At 62.9% G+C, this 23,981-nt stretch carries 17 protein-coding genes; 5 read left to right on the forward strand and 12 right to left on the reverse strand.

Going from position 1 to position 23,981, the window contains the following annotated elements; translation table 11 throughout:
- Nucleotides 1-8: 8 nt before the first annotated feature.
- The 11 genes from SB756_RS01265 to gloB all read right to left on the reverse strand — a co-directional run bounded on the left by SB756_RS01265 (nt 9) and on the right by gloB (nt 18,560).
- On the reverse strand, nt 9-3,194 hold the full coding sequence (locus SB756_RS01265; RefSeq protein ID WP_410910016.1) for a T6SS effector BTH_I2691 family protein: 3,186 nt from the start codon (nt 3,192-3,194) through the stop codon (nt 9-11).
- Entirely contained in the window at nt 3,191-4,150 is a 960-nt protein-coding gene (locus tag SB756_RS01270) for a hypothetical protein (RefSeq protein WP_410910017.1), read from the reverse strand. Before SB756_RS01270 ends, SB756_RS01265 begins: the two co-directional genes overlap by 4 nt.
- Before the next feature lie 130 nt (nt 4,151-4,280).
- On the reverse strand, nt 4,281-5,171 hold the full coding sequence (locus tag SB756_RS01275) for a LysR family transcriptional regulator (protein WP_410910018.1): 891 nt from the start codon (nt 5,169-5,171) through the stop codon (nt 4,281-4,283).
- A 169-nt stretch (nt 5,172-5,340) separates the two neighbouring features.
- Complete coding sequence (locus SB756_RS01280) at nt 5,341-8,271, reverse strand: aminotransferase (protein ID WP_410910019.1); 2,931 nt, start codon at nt 8,269-8,271, stop codon at nt 5,341-5,343.
- Between the two features lie 390 nt (nt 8,272-8,661).
- The gene (locus tag SB756_RS01285) at nt 8,662-10,272 is read right to left on the reverse strand and encodes an ABC transporter ATP-binding protein (protein WP_410910020.1); all 1,611 of its coding nucleotides are present in this window, start codon (nt 10,270-10,272) and stop codon (nt 8,662-8,664) included.
- A 1-nt stretch (nt 10,273) separates the two neighbouring features.
- The gene (locus SB756_RS01290; protein ID WP_016488246.1) at nt 10,274-11,293 is read right to left on the reverse strand and encodes an ABC transporter permease; all 1,020 of its coding nucleotides are present in this window, start codon (nt 11,291-11,293) and stop codon (nt 10,274-10,276) included.
- Nucleotide 11,294: 1 nt separating this feature from the next.
- Nucleotides 11,295-12,368: a microcin C ABC transporter permease YejB gene (locus SB756_RS01295; protein ID WP_016498730.1), complete on the reverse strand. Its 1,074-nt coding sequence runs from the start codon at nt 12,366-12,368 to the stop codon at nt 11,295-11,297.
- 1 nt (nt 12,369) lies between these two features.
- Complete coding sequence (locus SB756_RS01300) at nt 12,370-14,205, reverse strand: extracellular solute-binding protein (RefSeq protein ID WP_410910021.1); 1,836 nt, start codon at nt 14,203-14,205, stop codon at nt 12,370-12,372.
- Entirely contained in the window at nt 14,202-16,031 is a 1,830-nt protein-coding gene (locus tag SB756_RS01305) for an extracellular solute-binding protein (RefSeq protein ID WP_341796310.1), read from the reverse strand. The genes SB756_RS01300 and SB756_RS01305 overlap by 4 nt, the downstream gene beginning before the upstream one ends.
- Before the next feature lie 218 nt (nt 16,032-16,249).
- Nucleotides 16,250-17,680: a lytic transglycosylase domain-containing protein gene (locus SB756_RS01310; protein ID WP_063424467.1), complete on the reverse strand. Its 1,431-nt coding sequence runs from the start codon at nt 17,678-17,680 to the stop codon at nt 16,250-16,252.
- A gap of 100 nt (nt 17,681-17,780) precedes the next feature.
- On the reverse strand, nt 17,781-18,560 hold the full coding sequence (gene gloB, locus SB756_RS01315) for a hydroxyacylglutathione hydrolase (protein WP_410910022.1): 780 nt from the start codon (nt 18,558-18,560) through the stop codon (nt 17,781-17,783).
- 85 nt (nt 18,561-18,645) lie between these two features.
- Here gloB and SB756_RS01320 point away from each other — a divergent pair, with 85 nt between their 5' ends.
- From SB756_RS01320 to SB756_RS01335, 4 genes are all read left to right on the forward strand, one after another.
- Nucleotides 18,646-19,419 (forward strand): class I SAM-dependent methyltransferase, encoded by a 774-nt coding sequence (locus tag SB756_RS01320; protein ID WP_016498735.1) that lies wholly within the window; start codon nt 18,646-18,648, stop codon nt 19,417-19,419.
- Between the two features lie 15 nt (nt 19,420-19,434).
- Complete coding sequence (gene rnhA / locus SB756_RS01325; protein ID WP_016498736.1) at nt 19,435-19,881, forward strand: ribonuclease HI; 447 nt, start codon at nt 19,435-19,437, stop codon at nt 19,879-19,881.
- Nucleotides 19,882-19,932: 51 nt separating this feature from the next.
- Nucleotides 19,933-20,691 (forward strand): DNA polymerase III subunit epsilon, encoded by a 759-nt coding sequence (dnaQ, locus tag SB756_RS01330; RefSeq protein ID WP_341796308.1) that lies wholly within the window; start codon nt 19,933-19,935, stop codon nt 20,689-20,691.
- A gap of 112 nt (nt 20,692-20,803) precedes the next feature.
- Nucleotides 20,804-23,053: an Orn/Lys/Arg decarboxylase N-terminal domain-containing protein gene (locus SB756_RS01335; RefSeq protein WP_341798912.1), complete on the forward strand. Its 2,250-nt coding sequence runs from the start codon at nt 20,804-20,806 to the stop codon at nt 23,051-23,053.
- Here the strand turns inward: SB756_RS01335 and SB756_RS01340 are convergent.
- The gene (locus tag SB756_RS01340) at nt 23,037-23,255 is read right to left on the reverse strand and encodes a hypothetical protein (protein ID WP_016488235.1); all 219 of its coding nucleotides are present in this window, start codon (nt 23,253-23,255) and stop codon (nt 23,037-23,039) included. The genes SB756_RS01335 and SB756_RS01340 overlap by 17 nt on opposite strands.
- A gap of 157 nt (nt 23,256-23,412) precedes the next feature.
- On the opposite strand from SB756_RS01340, the gene chrR reads away from it, so the two are divergent.
- Complete coding sequence (chrR, locus tag SB756_RS01345) at nt 23,413-23,973, forward strand: class I chromate reductase ChrR (protein ID WP_174370026.1); 561 nt, start codon at nt 23,413-23,415, stop codon at nt 23,971-23,973.
- Nucleotides 23,974-23,981 lie beyond the last annotated feature (8 nt).

Below are 23,981 nucleotides of genomic sequence, written 5' to 3' on the forward strand. Positions count from 1 at the left end.
TGGACCGCTCATTGACTGCCGCCGGTGCTGGAGCGGATATTATTTTCCTTGAGAACGATTTGAGCGCATGCGGATTGGTCATGTCTATCGGGCCAGTAGCTTAGGGTTAACTCAACGGCCTGGAGAGTGTGGTAGTCGGACAGTGGGAGCGTTCCCTGGATGCTGAGTGTTCCAGTTACTTCATCTAGCTTTATAAGTGGCTGCATAGGGGAAGCCCCTGAGAAGAGGTGCCTGGGTTCTTTATTTTCAGCGTGCAGTGTTAACGGTGACGAACTGTCGGCTGACAAATTAGCTGCTTCGCAGCCTCTAGCTCCGTAATGCAGAATTAGACTCCACTGATAATGCGAGAGGTGCTGATTAAAGTGTGGAATGCGCATGAAGTAGTCGAGGCTGAAACTTGCGGGCACCGCATTTCCGTCGTCAGTAAACATCGTGGATGCAACTTCTCGGTGAATGGCGTGGTTTATATCGAATTGGATCTGGATCGAGACCTCCGCATGCAAACCGATGATGGCCGCATTGAGGGCTCCAATGGCCGCGTCCATATCAGTTTCGGTTACCCATTGGCGACGTGATTGAGGTAGTCCCCACCTAGCATTTCTGGCCCAAAGCTCCGTTGGTGATGATTCTTTCCGCTTGGCCGAAGTTGCGAGCAGATAGGCTGCCATGCCCAACGTCATGCTTAGGCCTATTGGGCCAAGCAAAGCGCTATATCCAAAAGCGGCCCAGACTCCAAATGCTGCGGCCCCAAATGAACTGGCACTTGCGAGCTGGTACAACTGAGTCGCAGCGTTATCTCCTGTCTTCTTGGATCTCAGGCTTGCAAACCTGTATTGAGCCCCATCCATGACGCCAGCAATCGCCGCAATGCCGGCCCCAAATCTGGCCATACCGGTACCCAGGGAGGTCGTTGTCACTGTTCCTGGCCACGGAATCTGCGGGCGTATCTTCGCAACGAGAAGCCCTGCCGCTTCTACACTAGTACCCAGTAAACCAAGCGACGAAGACCAGATTGCCGCAAGCGCCTCCGGGTTGTGCTGATGCGTTTCCTGCAACGTTCGATAGTTGTTGCGCAGGCTGTCCTGATGGAACCATAGGCCCCCCAGGGCAAACAGCAGTTGGACACTTGCACCACTGGCTAATCCATCCCGCAAGCTGCGCATGGCATCGCTAGCCACGCTTTGCGCGGCCATCGAGCTGACTTTCAATCCATCAGTAACCTGTGCACGCAGCGTACCCGTACCAATCACCACACTCCTTACCAGGTCCCCGACGCCACCGGCCGCACCTTCCCGTAATTGCACCAACCGAACCTGCAAACTCTCGGCACTTTCAAACGCCCAGAGCACCACCTCGATCATCTGGTTACGGTTGCCCGCTGCCGCAATGTTGATCGCGCCACTGAGCACCATGGCGCGTACCTTGCGGCCCAAGGGATCACGGAATTGCTTGTCTACCTGCTGCAGAAACGCATCGGTCCGTGCCTGCACCGCTTCATTGAGCAGGCTCATGTATTCGCCCACTGTCAGCGACACGCGCAGCGGCGTCACCTGCTGCCCGGCGAACAGCGCAAATGCCGAACGATGTACGTGGCCGATCAGCGTCCTGGAACGTTCACTGATGTGCTGGCTGAGTGCATTCCCAGCGCTGTTGGTCGCGGCCAGCAACTGGCCAACGGCATCCTGTATCGGCTTGATCATCAACAGCTGGCCATCGGCGGTGCCGGCGATACTTTTGATGATGTCGTACACCTTGCCGAAGTCATCCCCGGACAGCCCGCTGGCCACCTGCTGCATCAGCTTCTGGTTCTTGGCCAGCAACGCTTGGTAAAGCAGGCTACGGTCGTCTTCCAGAAGCTGCTGCCAGATATGCTGGGTCATCCCGAGCGGCTGGCCTTGCGCGGGTAGCGCTTCAGTGGGCCCGCCGGCCAGACAGGCCGCCATCATCTGTATGAAGTGCTCCACCGAAACAGGGTCTTTCGCGTCGTAGTCGAAGTAGCCGATCTGCTGAAACGCACGTTTGGCGTAGTGGTGCGCGTACAGCTTGCCTACCTGGTCGACCATCGACTGCCAGTTTTTCAGCTCGCGGTCGTAATCCGCCTGGAAGTCGGCACGGGCGCGCTCGTCGTAACGCTCTTCCAGCCGCTTGCGGGCCCCCTCTTGCCTGCGCGCGATGTCGCGTTCGCTCTGTGCTTGCAGGTCCACCGGAGGAAAGTGTGTTTTGATCCCTAACGGGCTTTTGTTCCACTGCTGAACCCGCCGGGCCTCGCGCTGTGCGTCCGCGGCCCCCAGAGCAGCAGCGGTGGCGGCATGCAGTTCGCGGATGCCCAGTAACGCTTGCGAGGTGAAATACTCGAAGTGGCGCTGGGGTTGGGCACGCCACTCCTGCATGGCCTGCACCCAGCCCGTGCGCTGCGCGTTGAGCTCCATCACCATCCCGACCGGGTCGGGCAGGGTCAGCGCCAGCACGCCGTTGGGTAGCTGTTCCTGCTGGATGACCTTGCGCACATGGTTGCGGGTTTGATCCCCGCGGCCCAGGCGGCTGTAAAAGCCATGAACGCTGGTAAACCTGGCAGAAGAAAACGTAGAGAACTCCAGCACATTTTCCATGCCGAAGCGGAAACTGTCGGTCATGGCAATGCCGATGCTGGCAGGGTTGTTGCGCGCGGTCTCCAGGTCTACCTCGACGAAGCGGGCGAGGGTGCCCGGATCACCGTCGGCAATACCTTTGCGATAACGGTCGAGTACGGCAAGGTGCCAGGGATCGTTGGCGAAGGCGACCCAGGCTTTGCGGTAGAGCGAGGTGTTGATGTTGATGAATGAGGCGATCACATCGTGGCCTTCGGTGGCGCATACCTTGGGCAATGACTTGGGCGGCCCCAAGGGCATCTGCGACACAGGGAAACGCTGCAAGGTGCCTTCTGCCGCCACCTCGTAGGCCTGCCAGATTTCCTGGTCGAGCAGCACGTAGACATAACCCTGGCGCAGCAGGCGCAATTGGTCGGTGTGCATTGGGTGGAAGGTGATTTCGCTGTCGTCCGCCAGGCGATAGGGGCGCCCTGTATCAGGGCGAGGGGCGTAGGCCTCGCGCAGCAGCATGATCGGCAGGCCGGAGCGTTCGCAGGCATTGCAGCTGCCGTATGTGTTGGGTATCTCTTCCTGCATGGCAATGTGGACGGCTTTGCTGGTGCTCATGAATAACTCCTTGCCTGCGGCAGGGCGGCCACGATGTGCGACCAGGCGCGGTCGTCGTAGCAGGCGAAACGCGATGCCAGGCGTTGTATGCCGGCCGCTGCCTGTGCCACGTCGAGCTGGATGGTGGGATGTTGAAGGAGCAATGGGTGGACCATGACCATGTGCAGGCACATGCACTGGATATCGGCACGGTCGCGAAGGCCCTGCCTGAAGGCCTTGAGGAGCAGATTCATGGCATGAACGGGCGCGTTTTCGGGCAGGGCTGATGGGCCTGTGAATTGCCAGGGGGCGCCGGTTTGCTGCACGGCATTCAGGCGACGCCAGGCGCCGAGCAGTTGAATGATCTGCGGCGCGAAGTGCTGGGTAGCCCTTGCCGCATCAGGGACGACCAGCTCGCCAGCCGGCGGTTGCCGTTCGAACACCGCGCAACTGCCACAGCCATCGGGGTGCAGCCAGCTACGAATGGGCCCAAGGACTTGGGCCGCGTTGCGCATGGTTGCGCGCAGCAACACCAGGCGTACAGGCTCGAACCAGGCGGTGATGCCGTGCGGCGGCGGTTGGTGCAGCACATGGCATTGCTGGCTGATGTGTCGGGCGATGAGGTCGGCGGGTTGCTCGCTGACTAGCCAGCCACACACATAGTGCCAGGTGGCCGTTGCCTCACGTGCGGCGCAGGTCGCGCTGAGTGCAGCAAGGGCTGTGGGCGCTGCACCGGGTTTGGCAAGCTGCACCAGGGCTGGCCAGTATTGAGGGTCCTGGACTAGCCCGCGGCTATCGACGCGCACTACCGCATCGTCACCCAGCGTCTCGGTGAGCGATGCAATGCTTAACGGGTGCTCGGGCGTGCACCCCGCAAACGGGTCCAGTAGAAGATACAGGGCCTCTTCTGGTTGGCGCAGCTGGGTCGCGAAGCGATCGACCCACTGCAGGTAGCCCTGCGCGGACTGGCTCGACATGAGAAGTTCCTTTGTCTTCTTGATGGCGAGCAAAAATCTAACGAGGAATCAATTCTGTAGGGAGTTATCGGCTTCCTAACGTGCTGTAGGACTTTTCGTTTTCGGATGGGGCGGCTCAGGACCTTGGGGATTATGTTTCAAAGCATTGGCGCATGACGTCCAGGTAACGTCTGGCGCCCAGGCCCAACGGGCGCGACTTGATCCAGATGATGTCCACCCACAGGCGCAGGCGGCTGGCCATGTTGTCAAAGCGCACCTCGGCCAGTGCACCGGATGCAATCAGCGGTTCAACCAGCGGCTGCGGCAGGTAGGCCCAGCCCAGCCCGGACTGCACCAGGTCCAGCGTGGCCAGGTAGCTGTCGGTCAGCCAGATGCGCCGCGACAGCACCATGCGTGGGTCCGACCCGGTGGCCTTGCCCGAGGCCACGATGATCTGCCGTTGTTCGGCAAAGGCCTCTTCAGGCAATGGCGTGCCGCTGTTCTGCCCGGCCGGATGGCGCGGCGAAGCGACGGCCACCAGCAATTGGCTGCCGGCTTCGAGGAATGACTCGCGCTCGTCGATGCCGGGCCGTTCGAACACCAGTGCCAGTTGCACACTGCCGTCATGCAGCAGGCGAATGGCTTCGGTCTGGGTGGCGGAGCGCACCTCGATTTCCAGGCTGGGAAACTCCTGGGCGAGGATCTCCAGTGGCTGGCTCCAGCGGCCGGTCTGCAATTCGGGCGCCATGGCGATGGTCAGGCGTTTTTCCAGACCCTTGTGCAGTTGCAGGGCCTGGGCATCCAGCAGGTTGAGCTGGCAGATCACCTGCCTGGCCTGGGGCTCAAGCGCCAGGGCGGCGCTGGTGGGCAAGGCTTTGCGTGTGGCCCGGTCGAACAGCGGCAGGTCCAGCTCCGCTTCCAGTTGGGCGATTGCCATGCTTACGGCCGAAGGCACGCGGCCCAGCTTGCGCGCGGCAGCGGAGAACGAGCCGGCATCCAGCACCGCGAGGAAAATTGCCAGGGAGTCGCTGGAGAAGGCCATGGTCGGTGAACCTGATGTTGGGGCGCTGTGAGCGAATAGTAATGGATGGAATTGACAAGGGTAGGGCTTGAAGTATTCGGTGTTTGTGAGATCGAGCGCCGCGCGGGCGGCGCTCGATCTGACAGGCGACGAACATCCAAGGGCGAACGCTCCAGCCTCCCCCAGATCCCTACAGCCCTTCGCCCAGCACCCGGTCAATGCAGTCGACAAAGTAGTCCACGCTCGCCCGGGTGGTGCACATCGGTGGCTTGATCTTTAGGATGTTCAGGTAATCGCCGGTCGGCTGCATGAAGATGCCCAGGTCACGCAGGCGATTGCACAGCGTCATGGTTTCTTCGGTGGCCGGCTCCAGGGTTGTGCGGTCGCGCACCAGTTCCAGTCCCAGGTAGAAGCCCGAACCATGTGCCGCGCCCGCCAGCGGGTGCTTGTCGACCAGCGCTTGCAGGCGGGCCTTGAAGTAGCGCCCGGTGTCGCGGGCGTTGTCCCACAGGCCTTCTTCCTGCATTACGTCCAGCACCGCCATGCCGATGCGGCAGCTGACCGGGCTGCCACCGGCCGAGGAGAAGAAGTAACCCTCGGCCTCCAGCGCCTCGGCGATCTCGCGGCGGGTGATGACCACGCCTAGCGGCTGGCCGTTGCCCATGCCCTTGGCCATGGTGATGATGTCGGGCACCACACCCTGCTCCTCGAAACCCCAGAAGTATTCGCCCAGGCGGCCATAACCCACCTGCACTTCGTCGGCGATGCATACCCCGCCACGGGCGCGGACCTTGGCATAGGCATCGCTCAGGTAGCCGGCTGGCAACGAGATGCCGCCAGCATTACCGTACACCGGCTCGCAGATGATGCCCGCCAGCTGGCGGCCACGGGCATCCAGGTCAGCCAGTTTGGCGTCGACGTCCTGCAGGTAGTCGGCGGCGCTGTCAGCACCGCGGAAACGACCGCGGAAGGTGTTCGGTGCTTCGACCGGGTGTACCCAGTCCGGGCGGGTTTCCAGGGCTTGCGGGTTGTCGGCGATGGACGTGGAGATGGCGTCGGTAGCCACCGACCAGCCGTGGTAGGCCTCCAGCACGCTGAGCAGGTCACGCCCGCCGCTGTAGGCCCAGGCCAGGCGAATCGCCAGGTCGTTGGCTTCGGTGCCGCTGTTGACCATGAACACCCGGTCGAAACCTTCGGGTGCCAGCGCCAGCAGGCGCTCGGAGAACTCGGTGATGGCGGCGTAGTGGAAGCGCGAGTTGGTGTTCAGCAGCGACCACTGCCGCGCCGACTCGGCGACCATGCGCGGGTGGCCATGCCCTAGCACCGCGACGTTGTTGAGCATGTCCAGGTACGAACGGCCCTGCATGTCGATCAGGTAGTTGCGCCAGCCGCGTTCGATGTGTGGCGGCTGCGCGTAGTAGTGCTTCTGCGAACGGGCGAAGCTGGCGTCGCGGCGGGCCAGCAGGGCTTGCGGATCGGGTAGCGGCTCGGCTTCGCAATCGAAGCCCAGCAGCGCGGCTGGCGACGGGCACAGGGCCAGCCAGGCGGCAGCGTGTGACGGGGTGGCGAAGAATGGCGGCTGCATGCCGCTGTCCAGGCACAACTGCACGCTGAGGAAACCACAGCTGCTGCCCAGGGGCTGGCCTTTTTCCATGGCCTGGCCGTCTGCTGGTGCGTTTTCCAGGCCCTGCAGCCACAAAGCCCAGTGTGCGGTGCGCAGGCAGCCACGGCCGTCGCCATGGCGCTGCCAGGTGCCGGGTGCTGGCGCTTGCACGAGGGTACCGTTGGGCAGGTGCAGCTCAACGCCGAGGGCGCAGGTGGCGGGCTCTTCGGGGCGGTCGATGTGGGTTTGCGACAGGCGATATTGCCCGTGCAGGCTGCAGGCCGGAGCGCTTTGCGAAGTCAGCAGCCGCTGGTCGAAACCGGGTTGCTCCCAGTTCCCGGCCTCGCAGTGTGTGCTGAGTACCCCCAGGTCCAACCGTGTTACAGCCTGCCCGGCCAGTTCGGGGAGCAGGGGGGCGTAACTGTTGAAATCCGGCGCCTTGGGTTGCAGGCCGGCAGCATGCAGGATGGCCGCCTCCATCAGGGCGATGGGCACGGCGGTGGCAGTGTCGAAAATTTCCCATTCGTGGGCAATGTTGTCGCGGGTGTACTGGTTGCCCGGGTCGACGGCGAGCTGCTTTTCACTGCTCAGCACCAGTACGGCAGCGCGGTTCAGCACCAATGGCCACAGCGCGCGCAGTTCGGCCTCGGTCAACGGGTTGAGCGCCTGGTAGGCCCGCACGGCTGGCAGGATGCGCAGTGGGTCGCCCTCGGCGTGGTGCAACAGCGCAGCGCAGGTTACCGACAGGTCGGCGATGCGCCAGCTGCGCAGCAGGTCGCCGAAATCGATCACGCCTTGCAGTTGCCACTGGCGCTGGGCATCACGGGCCCACACGGTGTTGTCGTCGGTGATGTCCAGGTGCACGGCCTGACTCGGCAAGTGATCAACCAACGGCATCAGGCGCTCTCGGGCCTGGCGGGTGGCGTGTTCGATGCGGGCGCGCTGCCCGCTGTCCTGCAGTACCGGCAGCAGATGATCGATCAACGCCTGGGCATGCTGCGGGTCCCATTGCAGGGTGCGCGCAAGGCCTGGGTGGTCGAAATCGGCCAGGGCCTTGTCCAGCTTCGCACAGAGCCCGCCCAGCTCAGCCATCAGGTGTGGCTCCATGTGCTTGAGACGGGTCAGCGGCTGGCCTTCGATGTAATCGAGCAGCCGCAGGCGCAGTGGTTGTTCGTCGATGTCCAGTTCCAGCAACCCCATGCCGTTGTGGGCCAAGCGTACGGCGGGTACCGGCAAACCCTGCTCGCGCAGGAAGGCCAAGGCGGCGTGCTGCGCTTCAAGTTCCAGTTGGGCATAGCTGCCGTGGCAGGCCTTCAGCACATAGCCACCCTGGGGCGTGGTCACGCGAAAGTTCAGGTCTTGCTGGCTGCCCAGTACCGAAAGGTTGCCGGCAACGCCGTAGTGGGCCTGAAGCACGGCGTGGGCCTGGATTTCGCTCAGCGTTGGGCTGGGCCGGCCGGAGCGCTGTATCAGCGTGGCCAGGGCAGGGGAAGCGGGCGGGTGTTGTGGGCTGGACATGGCTCTACCGTTGGTACTTGGGGTTGACGGTGAAGAATTTATGCCCGAATCGATTGATGATGGAAGACGATTGTTGTCAGAAAAAATGATAACTAGGCTGAGTTATAGAAAATCAATGGGGGCCGCTTTGCGGCCCTATCGCGACAAAAGGCCGCTCCCACAAAGACCGCGCAGCAGTCTCAGTGCTTCCTGTGGGAGCGGGCGCGCCCGCGAAGGGGCCGGCCTTTGCAGCACGTTGATCAGCCTTAGGGCGAAGTTCTGGGCTCAGCGGGCATCTGTACCTTGATCAATGCCGACTCAAGCAAAACCCGCAGCGCCTCCAGCTCATGCATCGAGGTCATCATCAGGATCGAAGGCGGGGATTTTGGCCGAAGCAGCAGCCCCCCAAAGCTAACTAACGGCATTCACCTCTAAAAACGCCGCCTCCAGCAACTGCCGGGTATACGGATGCTGCGGCGCATGGAAGATCGCCTGCGCATCCCCTTGCTCCACCACTTGGCCATGCTTGATCACCATCAACTGGTGACTCAGCGCCTTGACCACCGCCAGGTCATGGCTGATGAACAGGTATGTCAGGTTGTACTTCTGCTGCAGGTTACGCAGCAATTCCACCACTTGCCGCTGGACAGTGCGGTCCAACGCGGACGTGGGTTCGTCCAGCAGAATCAGTGCGGGCTTCAGCACCAGCGCCCGGGCAATGGCGATGCGCTGGCGTTGCCCGCCGGAAAACTCATGGGGGTAGCGATGGCGCGTGCGCGGGTCCAGGCCTACTTCCTCCAGGGCCGCAATAATCGCCGCTTCCTGTTCCTGCGCGGTGCCAATGCCGTGAATGCGCAACCCTTCACCCACAATGTCCGCCACGCACATGCGCGGGCTCAGGCTGCCAAACGGGTCCTGGAACACCACCTGCATTTCCCGCCGCAGCGGCCGTACGGCCTTCTGGTTCAGCCCTTGCAGGTTCTGCCCATGGAAGCGGATGCCGCCCTGGCTGGAAATCAGCCGCAGGATCGCCAGGCCGAGCGTCGACTTGCCCGACCCGGATTCCCCGACAATCCCCAGCGTCTGCCCTTGCGGCAAGCTGAAGTTGACCCCGTCCACGGCCTTTACATGGTCAACCGTGCGCCGCAGCAGCCCCTTCTTGATCGGGAACCACACCTTGAGGTCATCCACTTCCAGTAGCGGCGCGCCCACCGGGTTGTGCGCCGGCAGCCCGCTGGGCTCGGCATTTATGAGCATTTGGGTGTAGTGGTGCTGTGGCGAGCTGAACAGCGTGGCGCAATCGGCTTGCTCTACAATTTGCCCGCGCTGCATCACGCACACGCGGTGGGCGATGCGACGCACCAGGTTCAGGTCATGGCTGATCAGCAGCAGCGCCATGCCCAAGCGCGCCTGCAGTTCCTTGAGCAGGTCGAGAATCTTCAGCTGCACGGTCACGTCCAGCGCCGTGGTCGGCTCATCTGCAATCAGCAGTTCCGGCTCGTTGGCCAGTGCCATGGCGATCATTACCCGTTGGCGCTGCCCGCCGGATAGCTCGTGGGGCAGGGCCTTCAAGCGCTTGTGCGGCTCGGGAATGCCGACCAGGTCCAGCAGCTCCAGGGTACGTGCGGTCGCTTCCTTGCCGGTCAGGCCCTTGTGCAGCAGAAGGATTTCGTTGATCTGCTTCTCGATGCAGTGCAGCGGGTTGAGCGAGGTCATCGGCTCCTGGAAGATCATCGCAATGCGGTTGCCGCGAATGCGCTGCAGGGTCTTCTCGTTCTGCTGCAGCAGGTCCTTGCCTTCGTAGCGGATGCTGCCGCTGGGGTGGCGGGCCAGGGGGTAGGGCAGCAGGCGCAGGATCGAGTGCGCGGTGACCGATTTGCCCGAGCCACTTTCGCCCACCAGCGCCAGCGTCTCGCCTTTGCGGATGTCAAAGCTGATGCCATCCACCACCCGGTTGACCTGGTCCCCGGTCACGAACTCCACGGCCAGGTCCCGCACTTCGATCAGGTTCTGTTCACTCATGTCACTTCCTCGGGTCGAAGGCATCGCGGGCGGATTCGCCGATGAACACCAGCAAGCTCAGCATCAGCGCCAGTACGGCAAAGGCGCTGATGCCCAGCCACGGCGCTTGCAGGTTGGACTTGCCCTGCGCCACCAGTTCGCCCAGCGATGGCGAACCGGCGGGCAGGCCGAAACCGAGAAAGTCCAGGGCGGTGAGGGTGCCGATGGCGCCGGTCAGAATGAATGGCATGAAGGTCATGGTCGAGATCATGGCGTTGGGCAAGATGTGCCGGTACATGATGGCGCCGTTGCGCATGCCCAACGCACGGGCGGCGCGCACGTATTCCAGGTTACGCCCACGCAGGAACTCGGCGCGCACCACATCCACCAGGCTCATCCACGAGAACAGCAGCATGATGCCCAGCAGCCACCAGAAGTTGGGCTGCACGAAGCTGGCCAGGATGATCAGCAGGTACAGCACCGGCAGGCCCGACCAGATTTCCAGAAAGCGCTGCCCGGCCAGGTCGACCCAGCCGCCATAGAAGCCTTGCAAGGCGCCGGCGATGACGCCGACGATGGAGCTGGCCACGGTCAGGGTAAGGGCGAAGAGTACCGAAATGCGGAAGCCGTAGATCACCCGCGCCAGCACGTCGCGGCCCTGGTCGTCGGTGCCCAGCCAGTTGTCTGTGGAGGGTGGCGCCGGGGCGGGCACGCGCAGGTCGTAGTTGATGCTCTGGTAGCTGAACGGGATTGGCGCCCACAGCACAAAGCTGTCTTTCTTGGCCAGCAGTTCGCGGATGTACGGGCTCTTGTAGTTGGCCTCCAGCGGGAATTCGCCGCCGAAGGTGGTTTCCGGGTAGCGCTTGAACGCCGGGAAGTACCATTCGCCGTCGTAACGCACGGCCACCGGCTTGTCATTGGCGATCAGCTCCGCGCCCAGGCTCAGGCCGAACAGGATCAGGAACAGCCACAGCGACCACCAGCCACGGCGGTTGGCCTTGAAGCGCTCGAAGCGCCGGCGGTTGAGGGGGGACAAGGCCATGTCAGTGCTCCCGGCTGGCGAAGTCGATGCGTGGATCGACCAGGGTGTAGGTCAGGTCGCCGATCAGTTTCACCACCAGCCCCAGCAGGGTGAAGATGAACAGGGTGCCGAAGACCACCGGGTAGTCGCGGTTGATGGCCGCTTCGAAACTCATCAGGCCCAGGCCGTCGAGGCTGAAGATGACCTCGATCAGCAAGGATCCTGTGAAGAAGATGCCGATGAACGCCGACGGGAAGCCGGCTATCACCAGCAGCATGGCGTTGCGGAACACGTGGCCGTACAGCACCCGTGGCCGGCTGAGGCCCTTGGCCTTGGCGGTGACCACATATTGCTTGTTGATCTCGTCGAGGAAGCTGTTCTTGGTCAGCAGGGTCATGGTGGCGAAGTTGCCGATGACCAGCGCGGTGATCGGCAGTACCAGGTGCCAGAAGTAGTCCAGCACCTTGCCGGTGGTGCTCAGCTCGTCGAAGTTGTTGGAGGTGAGGCCACGCAGCGGGAACCAGTCGAAGTAGCTGCCCCCGGCGAACAGCACGATCAACAGGATGGCGAACAGGAACGCCGGGATGGCGTAGCCGACGATGATCGCCGAGCTGGTCCACACGTCGAAGTGGCTGCCGTGGCGCACCGCCTTGGCGATCCCCAGCGGGATCGACACCAGGTACATGATCAGTGTGCTCCACAGCCCCAGCGAGATCGACACCGGCATCTTTTCGACAATTAGGTCGATCACCTTGGCATCGCGGAAGAAGCTGTCGCCGAAGTCCAGCTGGGCGTAGTTCTTGATCATGATCCACAGGCGTTCTGGCGGCGACTTGTCGAAGCCGTACATGCGCTCGATTTCGGCGATCAGCGCCGGGTCCAGGCCCTGGGCGCCGCGGTAGTTGGAACCGGCCACGGAAACCTCGGCGCCGCCACCGGCAATGCGGCTGGTGGCGCCCTCGAAGCCTTCGAGCTTGGCGATCATCTGCTCTACCGGGCCACCGGGGGCGGCCTGGACGATGATGAAGTTGATGACAAGGATACCGAACAGGGTCGGGATGATTAGCAGCAGGCGCCGCAGGATATAGGCCAGCATGTTAGTTGGCCTCGTCCGCAGGGGCGTCGCTCACCGCCGGGGTTACCCCGGGCTTGATCCACCAGGTGTCGATGCCGATGTCGTACTTGGGCGACACTTGCGGGTGGCCGATGTGGTTCCAGTAGGCTACGCGCCAGGTCTTGATATGCCAGTTGGGGATCACGTAGTAGCCCCATAGCAACACGCGGTCGAGGGCGCGGCAGTGGTCGATCAGGCTCTGGCGAGAGTCGGCGTTGATCAGCTCTTCCACCAACTGGTCGATGGCCGGGTCGCGCAGGCCGATGAAGTTGCGGCTGCCGGGGTTGTCGGCGGCGGCACTGGACCAGAATTCGCGCTGCTCGTTGCCCGGCGAGTTGGACTGTGGGTAGCCGCCGACGATCATGTCATAGTCCCGTGAACGCAGGCGGGTGATGTACTGGGAAACGTCGACCCGGCGGATGCTCAGGTCGATGCCCAGGTCGGCGAGGTTGCGCTTGAACGGCAGCAGAATGCGTTCGAACTCGGTCTGCGCCAGCAGGAACTCGATGCTTACCGGCTTGCCTTGGGCGTCGACCATCTTGTCGTCGACGATTTTCCAGCCGGCTTCCTGCAGCAGCTTGTAGGCCTGGCGCTGCTGCTCGCGGATCATGCCGCTGCCGTCGCTGACAGGGTTCTTGAAGGCCTCGGAGAATACCTGGTCAGGGACTTTGCCACGCAGCGGCTCGAGGATTTTCAGCTCGTTGGGGCTGGGCAGGCCGTGAGCGGCCATTTCCGAGTTGTCGAAGTAGCTGCCGGTGCGGGTGTAGGCACCGTTGAACAGCTGCTTGTTGGTCCACTCATAGTCCAGCAGCAGGCTCAGCGCCTGGCGCACACGCACGTCCTGGAACACCGGGCGGCGGATGTTGAAGATGAAACCCTGCATGCCGGTGGGGTTGCCGTTGGGCAGCTCTTCCTTGATCAGGCGGCCTTCCCGCACGGCGGGCACGTTGTAGGCGGTGGCCCAGTTCTTCGCGCTGACTTCCAGCGCATAGTCGAACGCCCCGGCCTTGAGCGCCTCCAGGGCAACGGTGGTGTCACGGTAGGAGTCGAAGGTCATGGCATCGAAGTTATAGAACCCGCGATTGATCGGCAGGTCCTTGGCCCAGTAGTCCTTGACCCGCTCGTAGCGCACCGAGCGCCCGGCCTTGACCTCGGCAACCTTGTACGGGCCGCTGCCCAAGGGGATTTCCAGGTTGCCGCGGTTGAAGTCGCGGTTTGCGTACCAGTGCTTGGGCAGTACGGGCAGCTGGCCGAGAATCAGTGGCAGCTCGCGGTTGCCCTTGTGCTTGAACCTGAACAGCACCTTCAGCGGGTCTTCGGCGACCACTTCGGCGACGTCGGCGTAATACTGTCGGTACAGCGGCGCACCGTCCTTGATCAGGGCATTGAAGGTGAACACCACGTCTTCGGCACGCATCGGGTGGCCGTCGTGGAAGCGGGCTTCGGGGCGCAGGTAGAAACGCACCCAGCTGTTGTCCGGGGCTTTCTCGATCTTGCCGGCCACCAGGCCGTATTCGGTGAACGGCTCGTCCTGGCTCTGGCGCATCAGGGTGTCGTAGATGCTGCCGATGTTCTCGGCCGAGACGCCCTTGTTGATGAACGGGTTGAGGCTGTCGAAGCCGCCGAAGCTGGACTGGCGGAAGGTACCGCCCTTGGGGGCGTCGGGGTTGACGTAGTCGAAGTGCTTGAAATCGGCAGGGTACTTGGGTGGCTCGTCGTACAGAGTGAGCGCGTGCTGCGGTGCGGCCAGGGTGGGAAGGCTCAGGCAGGCGAGCAACAGGCTGCATGCCAGCCGGCGCAGACGGTGCGTTGGCGTCATTGGGCTTTCTCCGAAGTCTTGATCCACCAGCTGTTCAGCCCAAGGGTATAGGGCGGTGTGGTGACGAAGGCGAACCGGTTGCGGTAGGCCAGGCGATGGTTGTCGAGGTACCAGTTGGGGATCATGTAGTACTGCCATGAGAGCACGCGGTCCAGGGCGCGGGCGGCGGCGACCTGGTCGTCGCGGGTGCGTGCGGCAAGCAGGGTGTCGAGCAAGTGGTCGACCACCGGGTCCTTGACCCCAGCATAGTTCTTGCTGCCCTTGGTGGCGGCCTGGCTGGAATGGAAGTACAGCCACTGTTCAAGGCCGGGGCTCAGGGTCTGGTTCAGGGTCATCAGAATCATGTCGAAATCGAACTGGTCCAGACGTTGTTTGTACTGGGCACGGTCCACGGTGCGCAAGCGTGCATCGATGCCGATGCTGGACAGATTTTCGACATAAGGTTGCAGGATGCGTTCAAGGTTGGGGTTTACCAACAGCAGTTCCATGCGCAGTTGCTGGCCCTTGCTGTCGACCAGGCGCTGGCCGTTCAGCTTCCAGCCAGCCTCGGCAAGCAGGCCCAAGGCCTGGCGCAGGGTCTGGCGGCTGATGCCGCGGCCATCGGTGTGGCTGACCTTGTAGGGTTCGCTGTACAGCTTGGCCGGTAACTGGTCACGGAACGGCGCCAGCAACAGCCACTCCTTGCCGGTGGGCAGGCCACTGGCAGCGAACTCGCTGTTGGGGTAGTAACTGGTCGAGCGGCGGTAGGCGCTGCTGAACAGGGCGCGGTTGGTCCACTCGAAGTCGAGCATCAGCCCCAACGCCTGGCGTACCCGCGGGTCGCTGAAGGTGGCCCGACGGCTGTTCATGAACAGGCCCTGGGTTTGCGTGGGGATCTGGTGCGGGATCTGCGCCTTGATCACTTCGCCACGGCGCACGGCCGGGAAGTTGTAGCCGTTGGCCCAGTTCTTCGCCTGGTGCTCGATATAGATGTCGAATTCGCCAGCCTTGAACGCTTCGAAGGCCACCGTGGCGTCGCGGTAGAACTCGTATTCCACGCGCTTGAAGTTGTACTTGCCACGGTTGACCGCCAGGTCCTTGCCCCAGTAGTTCTTGACCCGCTCGAACACCAGGCGGCGCCCGGGTTGTACCTGGGTGATGCGGTAGGGGCCGCTGCCCAAGGGGGGCTCGAAGGTGGTGGCCTTGAAGTCGCGTTTTTGCCAGTAGTGCTTGGGCAGCACCGGCATTTCGCCCAGGCGCAGGATCAGCAGCGGGTTGCCCGCGCGCTTGAACACGAAACGGATGCGCAGCGGGCCGAGGATGTCTACCCGTTGCACTTCCTGCAGGTTGGTGCGGTAGATCGGGTGGCCGTCCTTGAGCAGCGTGCGGTAGGAAAAGGCCACGTCTGCCGAGGTGATCGGCTGGCCGTCGTGCCAGCGGGCTTCCGGGCGCAGGTTGAACACCACCCAGCTGCGGTCCTCGCTGTATTCGACCGAACGGGCGATCAGGCCGTAGCTGGAGGTCGGCTCGTCACCCGACGGGTCGTACTGACCGGTGCCGACCATCAGCGGCTCGTTCAGCTCGCTGATGCCGTACTGCTGGAAATTGGGCGTGGTGACCGGGCTTGACCCCTTGAAGGTGTAGGGGTTGAGGGTATCGAAGGTGCCAAAAGCCATGGCGCGCAAGGTACCGCCCTTGGGCGCTTGCGGGTTGACCCAGTCGAAATGGGTGAATGTGGCTGGGTACTTGAGCGTGCCGAACTGCGCGTATCCGTGGCTTTCGCTCACCATCGCGGCTACGGGGAAGCTCAAGGCCAGGCTGATTGACAGCAGGAGGGGACGTATCAAGTCGGCATCCGATCCAGAGGCGTTGGGCTTTGATCGGGTACAGTAACAGCTTGGTGGGATTGGAAAAAGAGTGCGGCCAGAGGATTGCAAAGGGCCGCTGCGCGCCCCATCGCCGGCAAGCCAGCTCCCACCCCGACTGCATCGGCTTCAAGCCATGTGCAGTACTTGTGGGAGCCGGCTTGCCGGCGATGGGGCGCGCAGCGGCCCCGGGTTTTACATCAATGCGAGAGGTAGACGGTCAGGGTCTGGCCTGGCTTGAGGGCGTGGCCGCTGCGTGGGTTCCAGCGCTTGAGGTGCTGCATTTCCACGTTGAAGCGTTTGGCCACCAGGTACAGCGAGTCGCCCTTGCGCACCTTGTACTGGGTGGAGCGCTTGCCGGATGCCGCTACCCGGTTACCGGCGGCACTCGGTCCCTTGCCACCGCGCAGGGCCAGCACCTGGCCGGCCCGCAGGCTGTTGCCGGACAGGCGGTTCCAGCGCTTGATGTCACTGACCGAGACGCGATTGGCCTTGGCGATCGCGCCCAGGTTGTCGCCGCGTTTGACCCGGTAGCTGCGCGCCGCCACCGGTGCCTTGGCTTCGGCTACGGCGCGGGCGAACACGGCCTTGTTCGGTTGCAGGCTGACCAGTTGCTCGGGCTTGAGGTTGGACAGGCTGTCGCTCAGCAGCTGCGCCTTGGCCGTCGGCACCAGCAGTTGCTGCGGGCCGTCCACGGTCATGCGCTTCTTGAAGGCCGGGTTGAGCTGGATCAGCTCGTCTTCGTCGATGTTGGCAAAGGCCGCCACCCGCGACAGGTCCAGGCGATCATTGATGGCGACCGCTTCGAAGTAGGGCTCGTTGGCAATCGGGTTCAGGTTCACGCCATAGGCTTCAGGCGTAAGCACCACCTGCGAGAGGGCCAGCAGCTTGGGCACATAGTCGCGGGTTTCCTGAGGCAGCGGCAGGTTCCAGTAGTCGGTTGGCAGGCCGAGCCGTTCGTTGCGCTCCATGGCGCGGCTAACCGTGCCTTCGCCGGCGTTGTAGGCGGCCAGGGCCAGCAGCCAGTCACCGTTGAACATGTCGTGCAGGCGGGTCAGGTAGTCCAGTGCGGCGTTGGTCGACGCGGTGATATCGCGGCGGCCATCGTAGAAATTGGTCTGGCGCAGGTTGAAGTGGCGGCCTGTCGCTGGCATGAACTGCCACATGCCGGCAGCACTGGCGCGTGAATAGGCCATCGGGTTGTAGGCACTTTCGATGGCGGGCAGCAGGGCCAGCTCCAGCGGCATGTCGCGCTCTTCAAGACGCTCGACGATGTAGTGCAGGTAGAGGCTGCCGCGCTCGCCGGCACTTTCGATGAAGGTCGGGTTGCTGGCGAACCACAGGCGCTGCTGCTCGATGCGCGGATTGACGTCGATGCTGTCCTGCAGGGCAAAGCCCTGGCGCATGCGCTCCCAGACATCCTGCGGTGCCTGCTCGGCCGGCTTGACCAGCAGCGGTGCAGGTTTGTGCTTGATCCGCGCCTGGTAGTTGTGCGCGCGAACGCTTTCGGATTCGTCAAGCTGACGGGTGCTCTGGCAGCCCACCAGGGTGGCGGCCAGAGCCAGCGCACTGATTTGGGCCAGGCGCGTCAGGGCGACGGAATGAGAGGTTCTGCGGCTACGGGAAGACATCGGCTGAGACAGGTATCCGGGCGAAAAATTTCGGCGATTCTAGAAACCGCTCCGGGCCTGGTCAACCTTTGACCATCGATTGCGATATATCTTGAGGTTATCAGAAGGTGTCCTTCCAAGACCTCAAGGCAGCAAAAACAGTGACCTGCGAGTCGTTTGGATGTCCCTTCCATTCGTCTGCTTTTTGTTTAACTAATGTTTCAGAGGTACGCAGGAAGGGGTTGGTCAGGCGTTCCAGGCCAATCGTTGATGGCAAGGTGATGCGATTGTCGGCGCGTAAACGGGTAACGTCCTCGAACCGCTTTAGAACGTGCTGGTTGGTAGGTTCCACCGCCTTTGCAAAGCGCAGGTTGCTGAGGGTGTATTCGTGGGCGCAGTACACTTCGGTGTGGGCCGGCAGTGCCGCCAGGCGGGCCAGGGCCGGCTGCATCTGTTCGGGTGTACCCTCGAACATGCGCCCGCAGCCGGCGGCGAACAGGGTGTCGCCACTGAACAGCACTGGCGTTGCCGGTTGGTCGCTGAAGAACGCGATATGCCCCAAGGTGTGGCCAGGCACTGCCAGTACCTGGAACGTCATGCCCAGCACCGTCACCTGGTCGCCTTCGTCCAGCGCCAGGTCGCGGCAGGGAATACGTTCGTTGGCAGTGCCGCACACCCGTGCGTTCGTCAGTTGCTTGAGCCGTTCGACGCCGCCGACATGGTCGTTGTGGTGGTGGGTAATCAGGATGTCGCTGAGCACCCAGTCGGGGTTGGCCGACAGCCAGCGTTCCACCGGGCCGGCGTCACCCGGGTCGACCACCGCGCAGCGGCGTTTGGCAGTATCCTGTAACAACCAGATGTAGTTGTCGGAGAAAGCGGGGAGAGCATCGATCTGTATCATGGTGCGGATCCGATTCGCCAAGCGTGGCACATGAAGGCATCTTAGCCGCGATGGCGCGGTGGGAGAACCTTCGAGGGAGAGCGCAATGACCGACCAAGCCTTTGCCCAGGCCGACCCGGACTGGGTCAAGCTGATCAGCCTGGCCCGTGAGTGGTTCAATGGCCCGATCGGCCAACTGATGCTCAAGGAAGAGGAAAAACTGCTGGAAGAAGAGCTCGGCCGCTTCTTCGGGGGCTACCTTGTGCACTACGGCCCCTGCGCGGAGCCGCCGCCCAGTGCCCCGCAGGTGCAGCGCAACGTGCGCCTTGGGGCGCCGCTGCCGGGGGTGGAAATTGCCTGTGAAGAGCAGGCCTGGCCGCTGAGCGAGCATGCCGCCGATGTGGTGGTGCTGCAGCATGGCCTGGATTTCAGCCTGTCGCCCCATGGCTTGCTGCGCGAGGCCGCCAGCGCCGTGCGCCCGGGCGGGCACCTGCTGATCGTCGGGATCAACCCGTGGAGCAGTTGGGGCATGCGCCATTTCTTCAGCCATGGCGCCTTGCGCAAGGCGCGTTGCATCTCGCCTTCGCGGGTAGGCGACTGGCTCAACCTGCTGGGCTTCGCGCTGGAGAAACGCCGCTTCGGGTGCTATCGTCCGCCGCTTGCTTCACCGGCCTGGCAGCAGCGCCTGGCGGGTTGGGAGCGGATGGCCGGCGGCTGGCAGAGCTCCGGTGGCGGCGTGTACCTGCTGGTGGCGCGCAAGATGGTGGTGGGCCTGCGGCCGTTGCGCCCGGAACGCCGCGAGCCGATGGGCAAGTTGCTGCCGCTGCCGCTGGCCAAGGTGAACCGCACGGCGGTCAACCCTGAAACTGACAAGCACTGAATTCAAGAGTGGTACATGAGCGATAGCGTCGAAATGTTTACCGATGGTGCCTGCAAAGGCAATCCTGGCCCAGGTGGCTGGGGGGTCCTGATGATCTACAAGGGCGTCGAGAAGGAACTGTGGGGCGGCGAACGTGAAACCACCAACAACCGCATGGAGCTGATGGCGGCGATCCAGGGCCTGATGTCGCTGAAGCGCGAATGCGAAGTGGTGCTGACCACCGACTCGCAGTACGTGATGAAGGGCATCAACGAATGGATGGTCAACTGGAAGAAGCGCGGCTGGAAGACCGCTGCCAAAGAGCCGGTGAAGAATGCCGACCTGTGGCAGCAGCTCGATGAGCAGGTCAACCGCCACAAGGTGAGCTGGAAGTGGGTGCGCGGCCATATCGGCCACCCCGGCAACGAACGCGCCGACCAGCTGGCCAACCGTGGGGTCGATGAGGTGCGCGCCCAGCGTTGAGCTGGGGTACAATCGCGGCCTTTGTAACTGATGCAAGTTGGAGCGCCCCGCGTGGAGCAGCAGCAAGATAAACGGTTCGTCATTCTCGATACCGAAACCACGGGTATGCCGGTCAGCGAAGGCCACCGGATCATCGAGATCGGCTGTGTCGAGGTGCTCGGCCGGCGCCTGACCGGGCGGCACTTCCACGTCTACCTGCAGCCGGACCGCGAGAGTGACGAGGGCGCTATCAACGTCCACGGCATCACCGACACCTTCCTGGTCGGCAAGCCACGGTTTGGCGATGTAGCCGAGGAATTCTTCGAATTCATCCAGGGCGCCACGCTGGTCATCCATAACGCGGCGTTTGACGTTGGCTTCATCAACAACGAATTCGCCTTGCTGGGCCAGCAGCATCGCGCTGACATTTCGCAGCATTGCACCATTCTCGACACTCTGTTGCTGGCACGTTCGCGCCACCCAGGGCAGCGCAACAGCCTGGATGCGCTGTGCAAACGCTACGACATCGACAACTCTGGCCGTGAGCTGCACGGCGCATTGCTCGACTCGGAACTGCTGGCTGACGTCTACCTGGCGATGACCGGTGGCCAGACCAGCCTGTCGCTGGCGGGCCATGGCGCAGACGCCGAGAGTGATGGGCAGGGCGCTGGCGGCAGCGAGATCCGCCGGATTGTCGGGCGTACGCCGGGGCGGGTGATCATGGCCAATGCCGAGGAACTGGAGGCGCATGCCGAGCGCCTGGCCGCTATCGCCAAGTCGGCGGGTGGGCCCTCCATGTGGCAGGCCCTTACCGAGACAGCTGCTGGCTGATTTATAGCCTGTACCGGCCTCTTCGCGGGCGTGCCCGCGAAGAGGCAGGCGCTGAGAACACAGGTTCAACTACCCTGAAATGGACGTCATGTCCTTCGGAGGTAGCCACCTGATGTACAAGGACCTCAAGTTCCCGATCCTCATCGTCCACCGCGCCATCAAGGCGGACAGCGTTGCCGGCGAGCGTGTGCGGGGCATCGCCGAGGAGCTGCGCCAGGATGGCTTCGCCATTCTCGCCGCCGCCGACCATGCCGAAGCCCGCCTGGTTGCCGCCACCCACCACGGCCTGGCCTGCATGCTGGTCGCTGCCGAAGGCGTTGGCGAGAACACCCACCTGCTGCAGAACATGGCCGAGCTGATCCGCCTGGCCCGCCTGCGCGCACCCAACCTGCCGATCTTCGCCCTGGGCGAGCAGGTAACCCTGGAAAACGCCCCGGCCGAGGCCATGAGCGAGCTTAACCAGCTTCGAGGAATCCTCTACCTGTTCGAGGATACCGTGCCGTTTCTCGCCCGCCAGGTGGCGCGCGCCGCACACACCTACCTCGACGGCCTGCTGCCGCCGTTCTTCAAGGCCCTGGTGCAGCACACTGCGCAATCCAACTATTCCTGGCACACCCCGGGCCATGGCGGCGGCGTGGCCTACCATAAAAGCCCCGTGGGCCAGGCTTTTCACCAGTTCTTCGGGGAAAATACCCTGCGCTCGGACCTGTCTGTTTCCGTGCCGGAACTCGGCTCGCTGCTCGACCACACCGGGCCGCTGGCAGAAGCCGAAGCCAGGGCGGCGCGCAACTTCGGCGCTGACCACACCTTCTTCGTCATCAACGGTACTTCCACCGCCAACAAGATCGTCTGGCACGCCATGGTCGGCCGCGACGACCTGGTACTGGTGGACCGCAACTGCCACAAGTCGGTAGTGCACGCGATCATCATGACCGGCGCCATTCCGCTGTACCTGTGCCCGGAGCGCAACGAACTGGGCATCATCGGCCCGATCCCGCTCAGCGAATTCAGCCCCGAGGCAATCGCGGCGAAGATACTGGCCAACCCCCTTGCCCGCGATCGTGGGCAGCGCATCAAGCTGGCGGTAGTGACCAACTCCACCTATGACGGCCTGTGCTACCACGCCGGGATGATCAAGCAGAGCCTGGGTGCCAGTGTCGAGGTGCTGCATTTCGACGAGGCCTGGTTCGCCTATGCGGCGTTTCATGACTTCTTCACCGGGCGCTATGCCATGGGCACTGCCTGCACGGCAGACAGCCCTCTGGTGTTCAGTACCCACTCCACCCACAAACTGCTGGCCGCATTCAGCCAGGCCTCGATGATCCATGTGCAGGACGGGGCCAGGCGTCAGCTGGACCGTGACCGATTCAACGAAGCGTTCATGATGCATATCTCGACCTCGCCACAGTACAGCATTCTCGCCTCGCTGGACGTGGCCTCGACCATGATGGAAGGGCCGGCCGGGCATTCGCTGCTGCAAGAGATGTTCGACGAGGCGCTGAGTTTTCGTCGTGCCCTGGCCAACCTGCGCGAGCACATTGCTGCGGATGACTGGTGGTTCAGTATCTGGCAGCCACCGAGCACCGAAGGTACCCAGCGCCTGGCCGCGCAGGACTGGTTGCTGCAACCGGGGGCGGAGTGGCATGGCTTTGGCGAGGTTGTGGACGACTATGTGCTGCTCGACCCGCTCAAGGTGACCTTGGTGATGCCGGGCCTGAGCGCGGGGGGTGTGCTGGGCGAGCATGGCATCCCGGCGGCGGTGGTCAGCAAGTTTCTCTGGGAGCGGGGGCTGGTGGTGGAGAAAACCGGCCTGTACAGCTTCCTGGTGCTGTTCTCCATGGGCATTACCAAAGGCAAGTGGAGCACTTTGCTTACGGAGTTGCTGGAGTTCAAGCGCCACTATGATGGCAATACAGCCCTGAGCAATTGCCTGCCGAGTGTGGTGGCAGCCGATGCATCACGCTACCAGAGGATGGGGCTGCGCGACTTGTGTGAGCAATTGCATGACTGCTACCGCGCCAATGCCACGGCCAAGCAACTGAAGCGGCTGTTCACGCGCTTGCCGGAGGTGGCTGTGAGCCCGGCCCGGGCCTATGACCAGATGGTGCGTGGCGAGGTGGAGGCGGTGCCGATCGAGGCGCTGCTGGGGCGTGTGGCTGCGGTGATGCTGGTGCCGTATCCGCCTGGTATTCCATTGATCATGCCGGGCGAGCGGTTCACCGAGGCGACCCGCTCGATACTCGATTACCTGGCCTTTGCCCGGGCATTCAACCAGGGCTTCCCCGGTTTTGTCGCCGATGTGCATGGCCTGCAGAACGAGAGCGGCCGTTACACCGTGGACTGCATCACGGAATGCGAATGATCTCGACGCCGCTGCGCGCCAGTTCGAAACGGTTTTCACCGAGGTGGTTGACCTTGTCGCCGATGGCCAGGCGGTAGGTGGTGATGGGGGCGCCCAGCGTGCTGCCGTCAAGTTGCAGGGTGGATTCCTGGAACTCGTGCACGGGGTAGATACGGCCTTCGGCGTCACGGGCGTGGAATTGGCCGACCATTACTGCTGCCATTTGGGTGGAAACCTCTGAATTACGTAGAAAATGTCTGAAGGCATAGACCGTGGAACAGCCTCGGAAGTTTTCACCCTGCGGAAAAAAAACCAAAGCGCCGAGGAACGGTCATCTATAACTACAACGTCTCTTTACCCAGCAAAGGTTGGAAATTGCCATGAGCCAGGTGTATTCGGTAGCGGTTGTCGTGGGTAGCTTGCGCAAGGAGTCGTACAACCGCAAGGTCGCCCGCGCACTTTCGGAGCTGGCGCCGTCCAGCCTTGCCCTGAAGATCGTCGAAATTGGCGATTTGCCGTTGTACAACGAGGACGTCGAGGCCGAAGCGCCGCCGGAGGCGTGGAAGCGGTTTCGCGAGGAGATCCGTCGCAGTGATGCGGTGTTGTTCGTCACGCCAGAATACAACCGATCAGTGCCGGGCTGCCTGAAAAATGCCATCGATGTGGGCTCGCGGCCGTACGGGCAAAGTGCCTGGAGTGGCAAACCGACGGCGGTGGTGAGTGTATCGCCCGGGGCCATTGGCGGCTTTGGCGCCAACCATGCCGTGCGCCAGTCGCTGGTGTTTCTGGACATGCCGTGCATGCAGATGCCCGAAGCCTACATTGGCGGTGCCGCAAGCCTGTTCGAGGACTCGGGCAAGCTCAACGACAAGACCCGGCCGTTCTTGCAGGCGTTTGTCGACAAGTTTGCTTCGTGGGTGAAGTTGAACCGGGCGGTTTGACGCGGTCT

Source organism: Pseudomonas sp. SIMBA_068 (assembly GCF_046534705.1).
Taxonomy (GTDB): domain Bacteria; phylum Pseudomonadota; class Gammaproteobacteria; order Pseudomonadales; family Pseudomonadaceae; genus Aquipseudomonas; species Aquipseudomonas putida.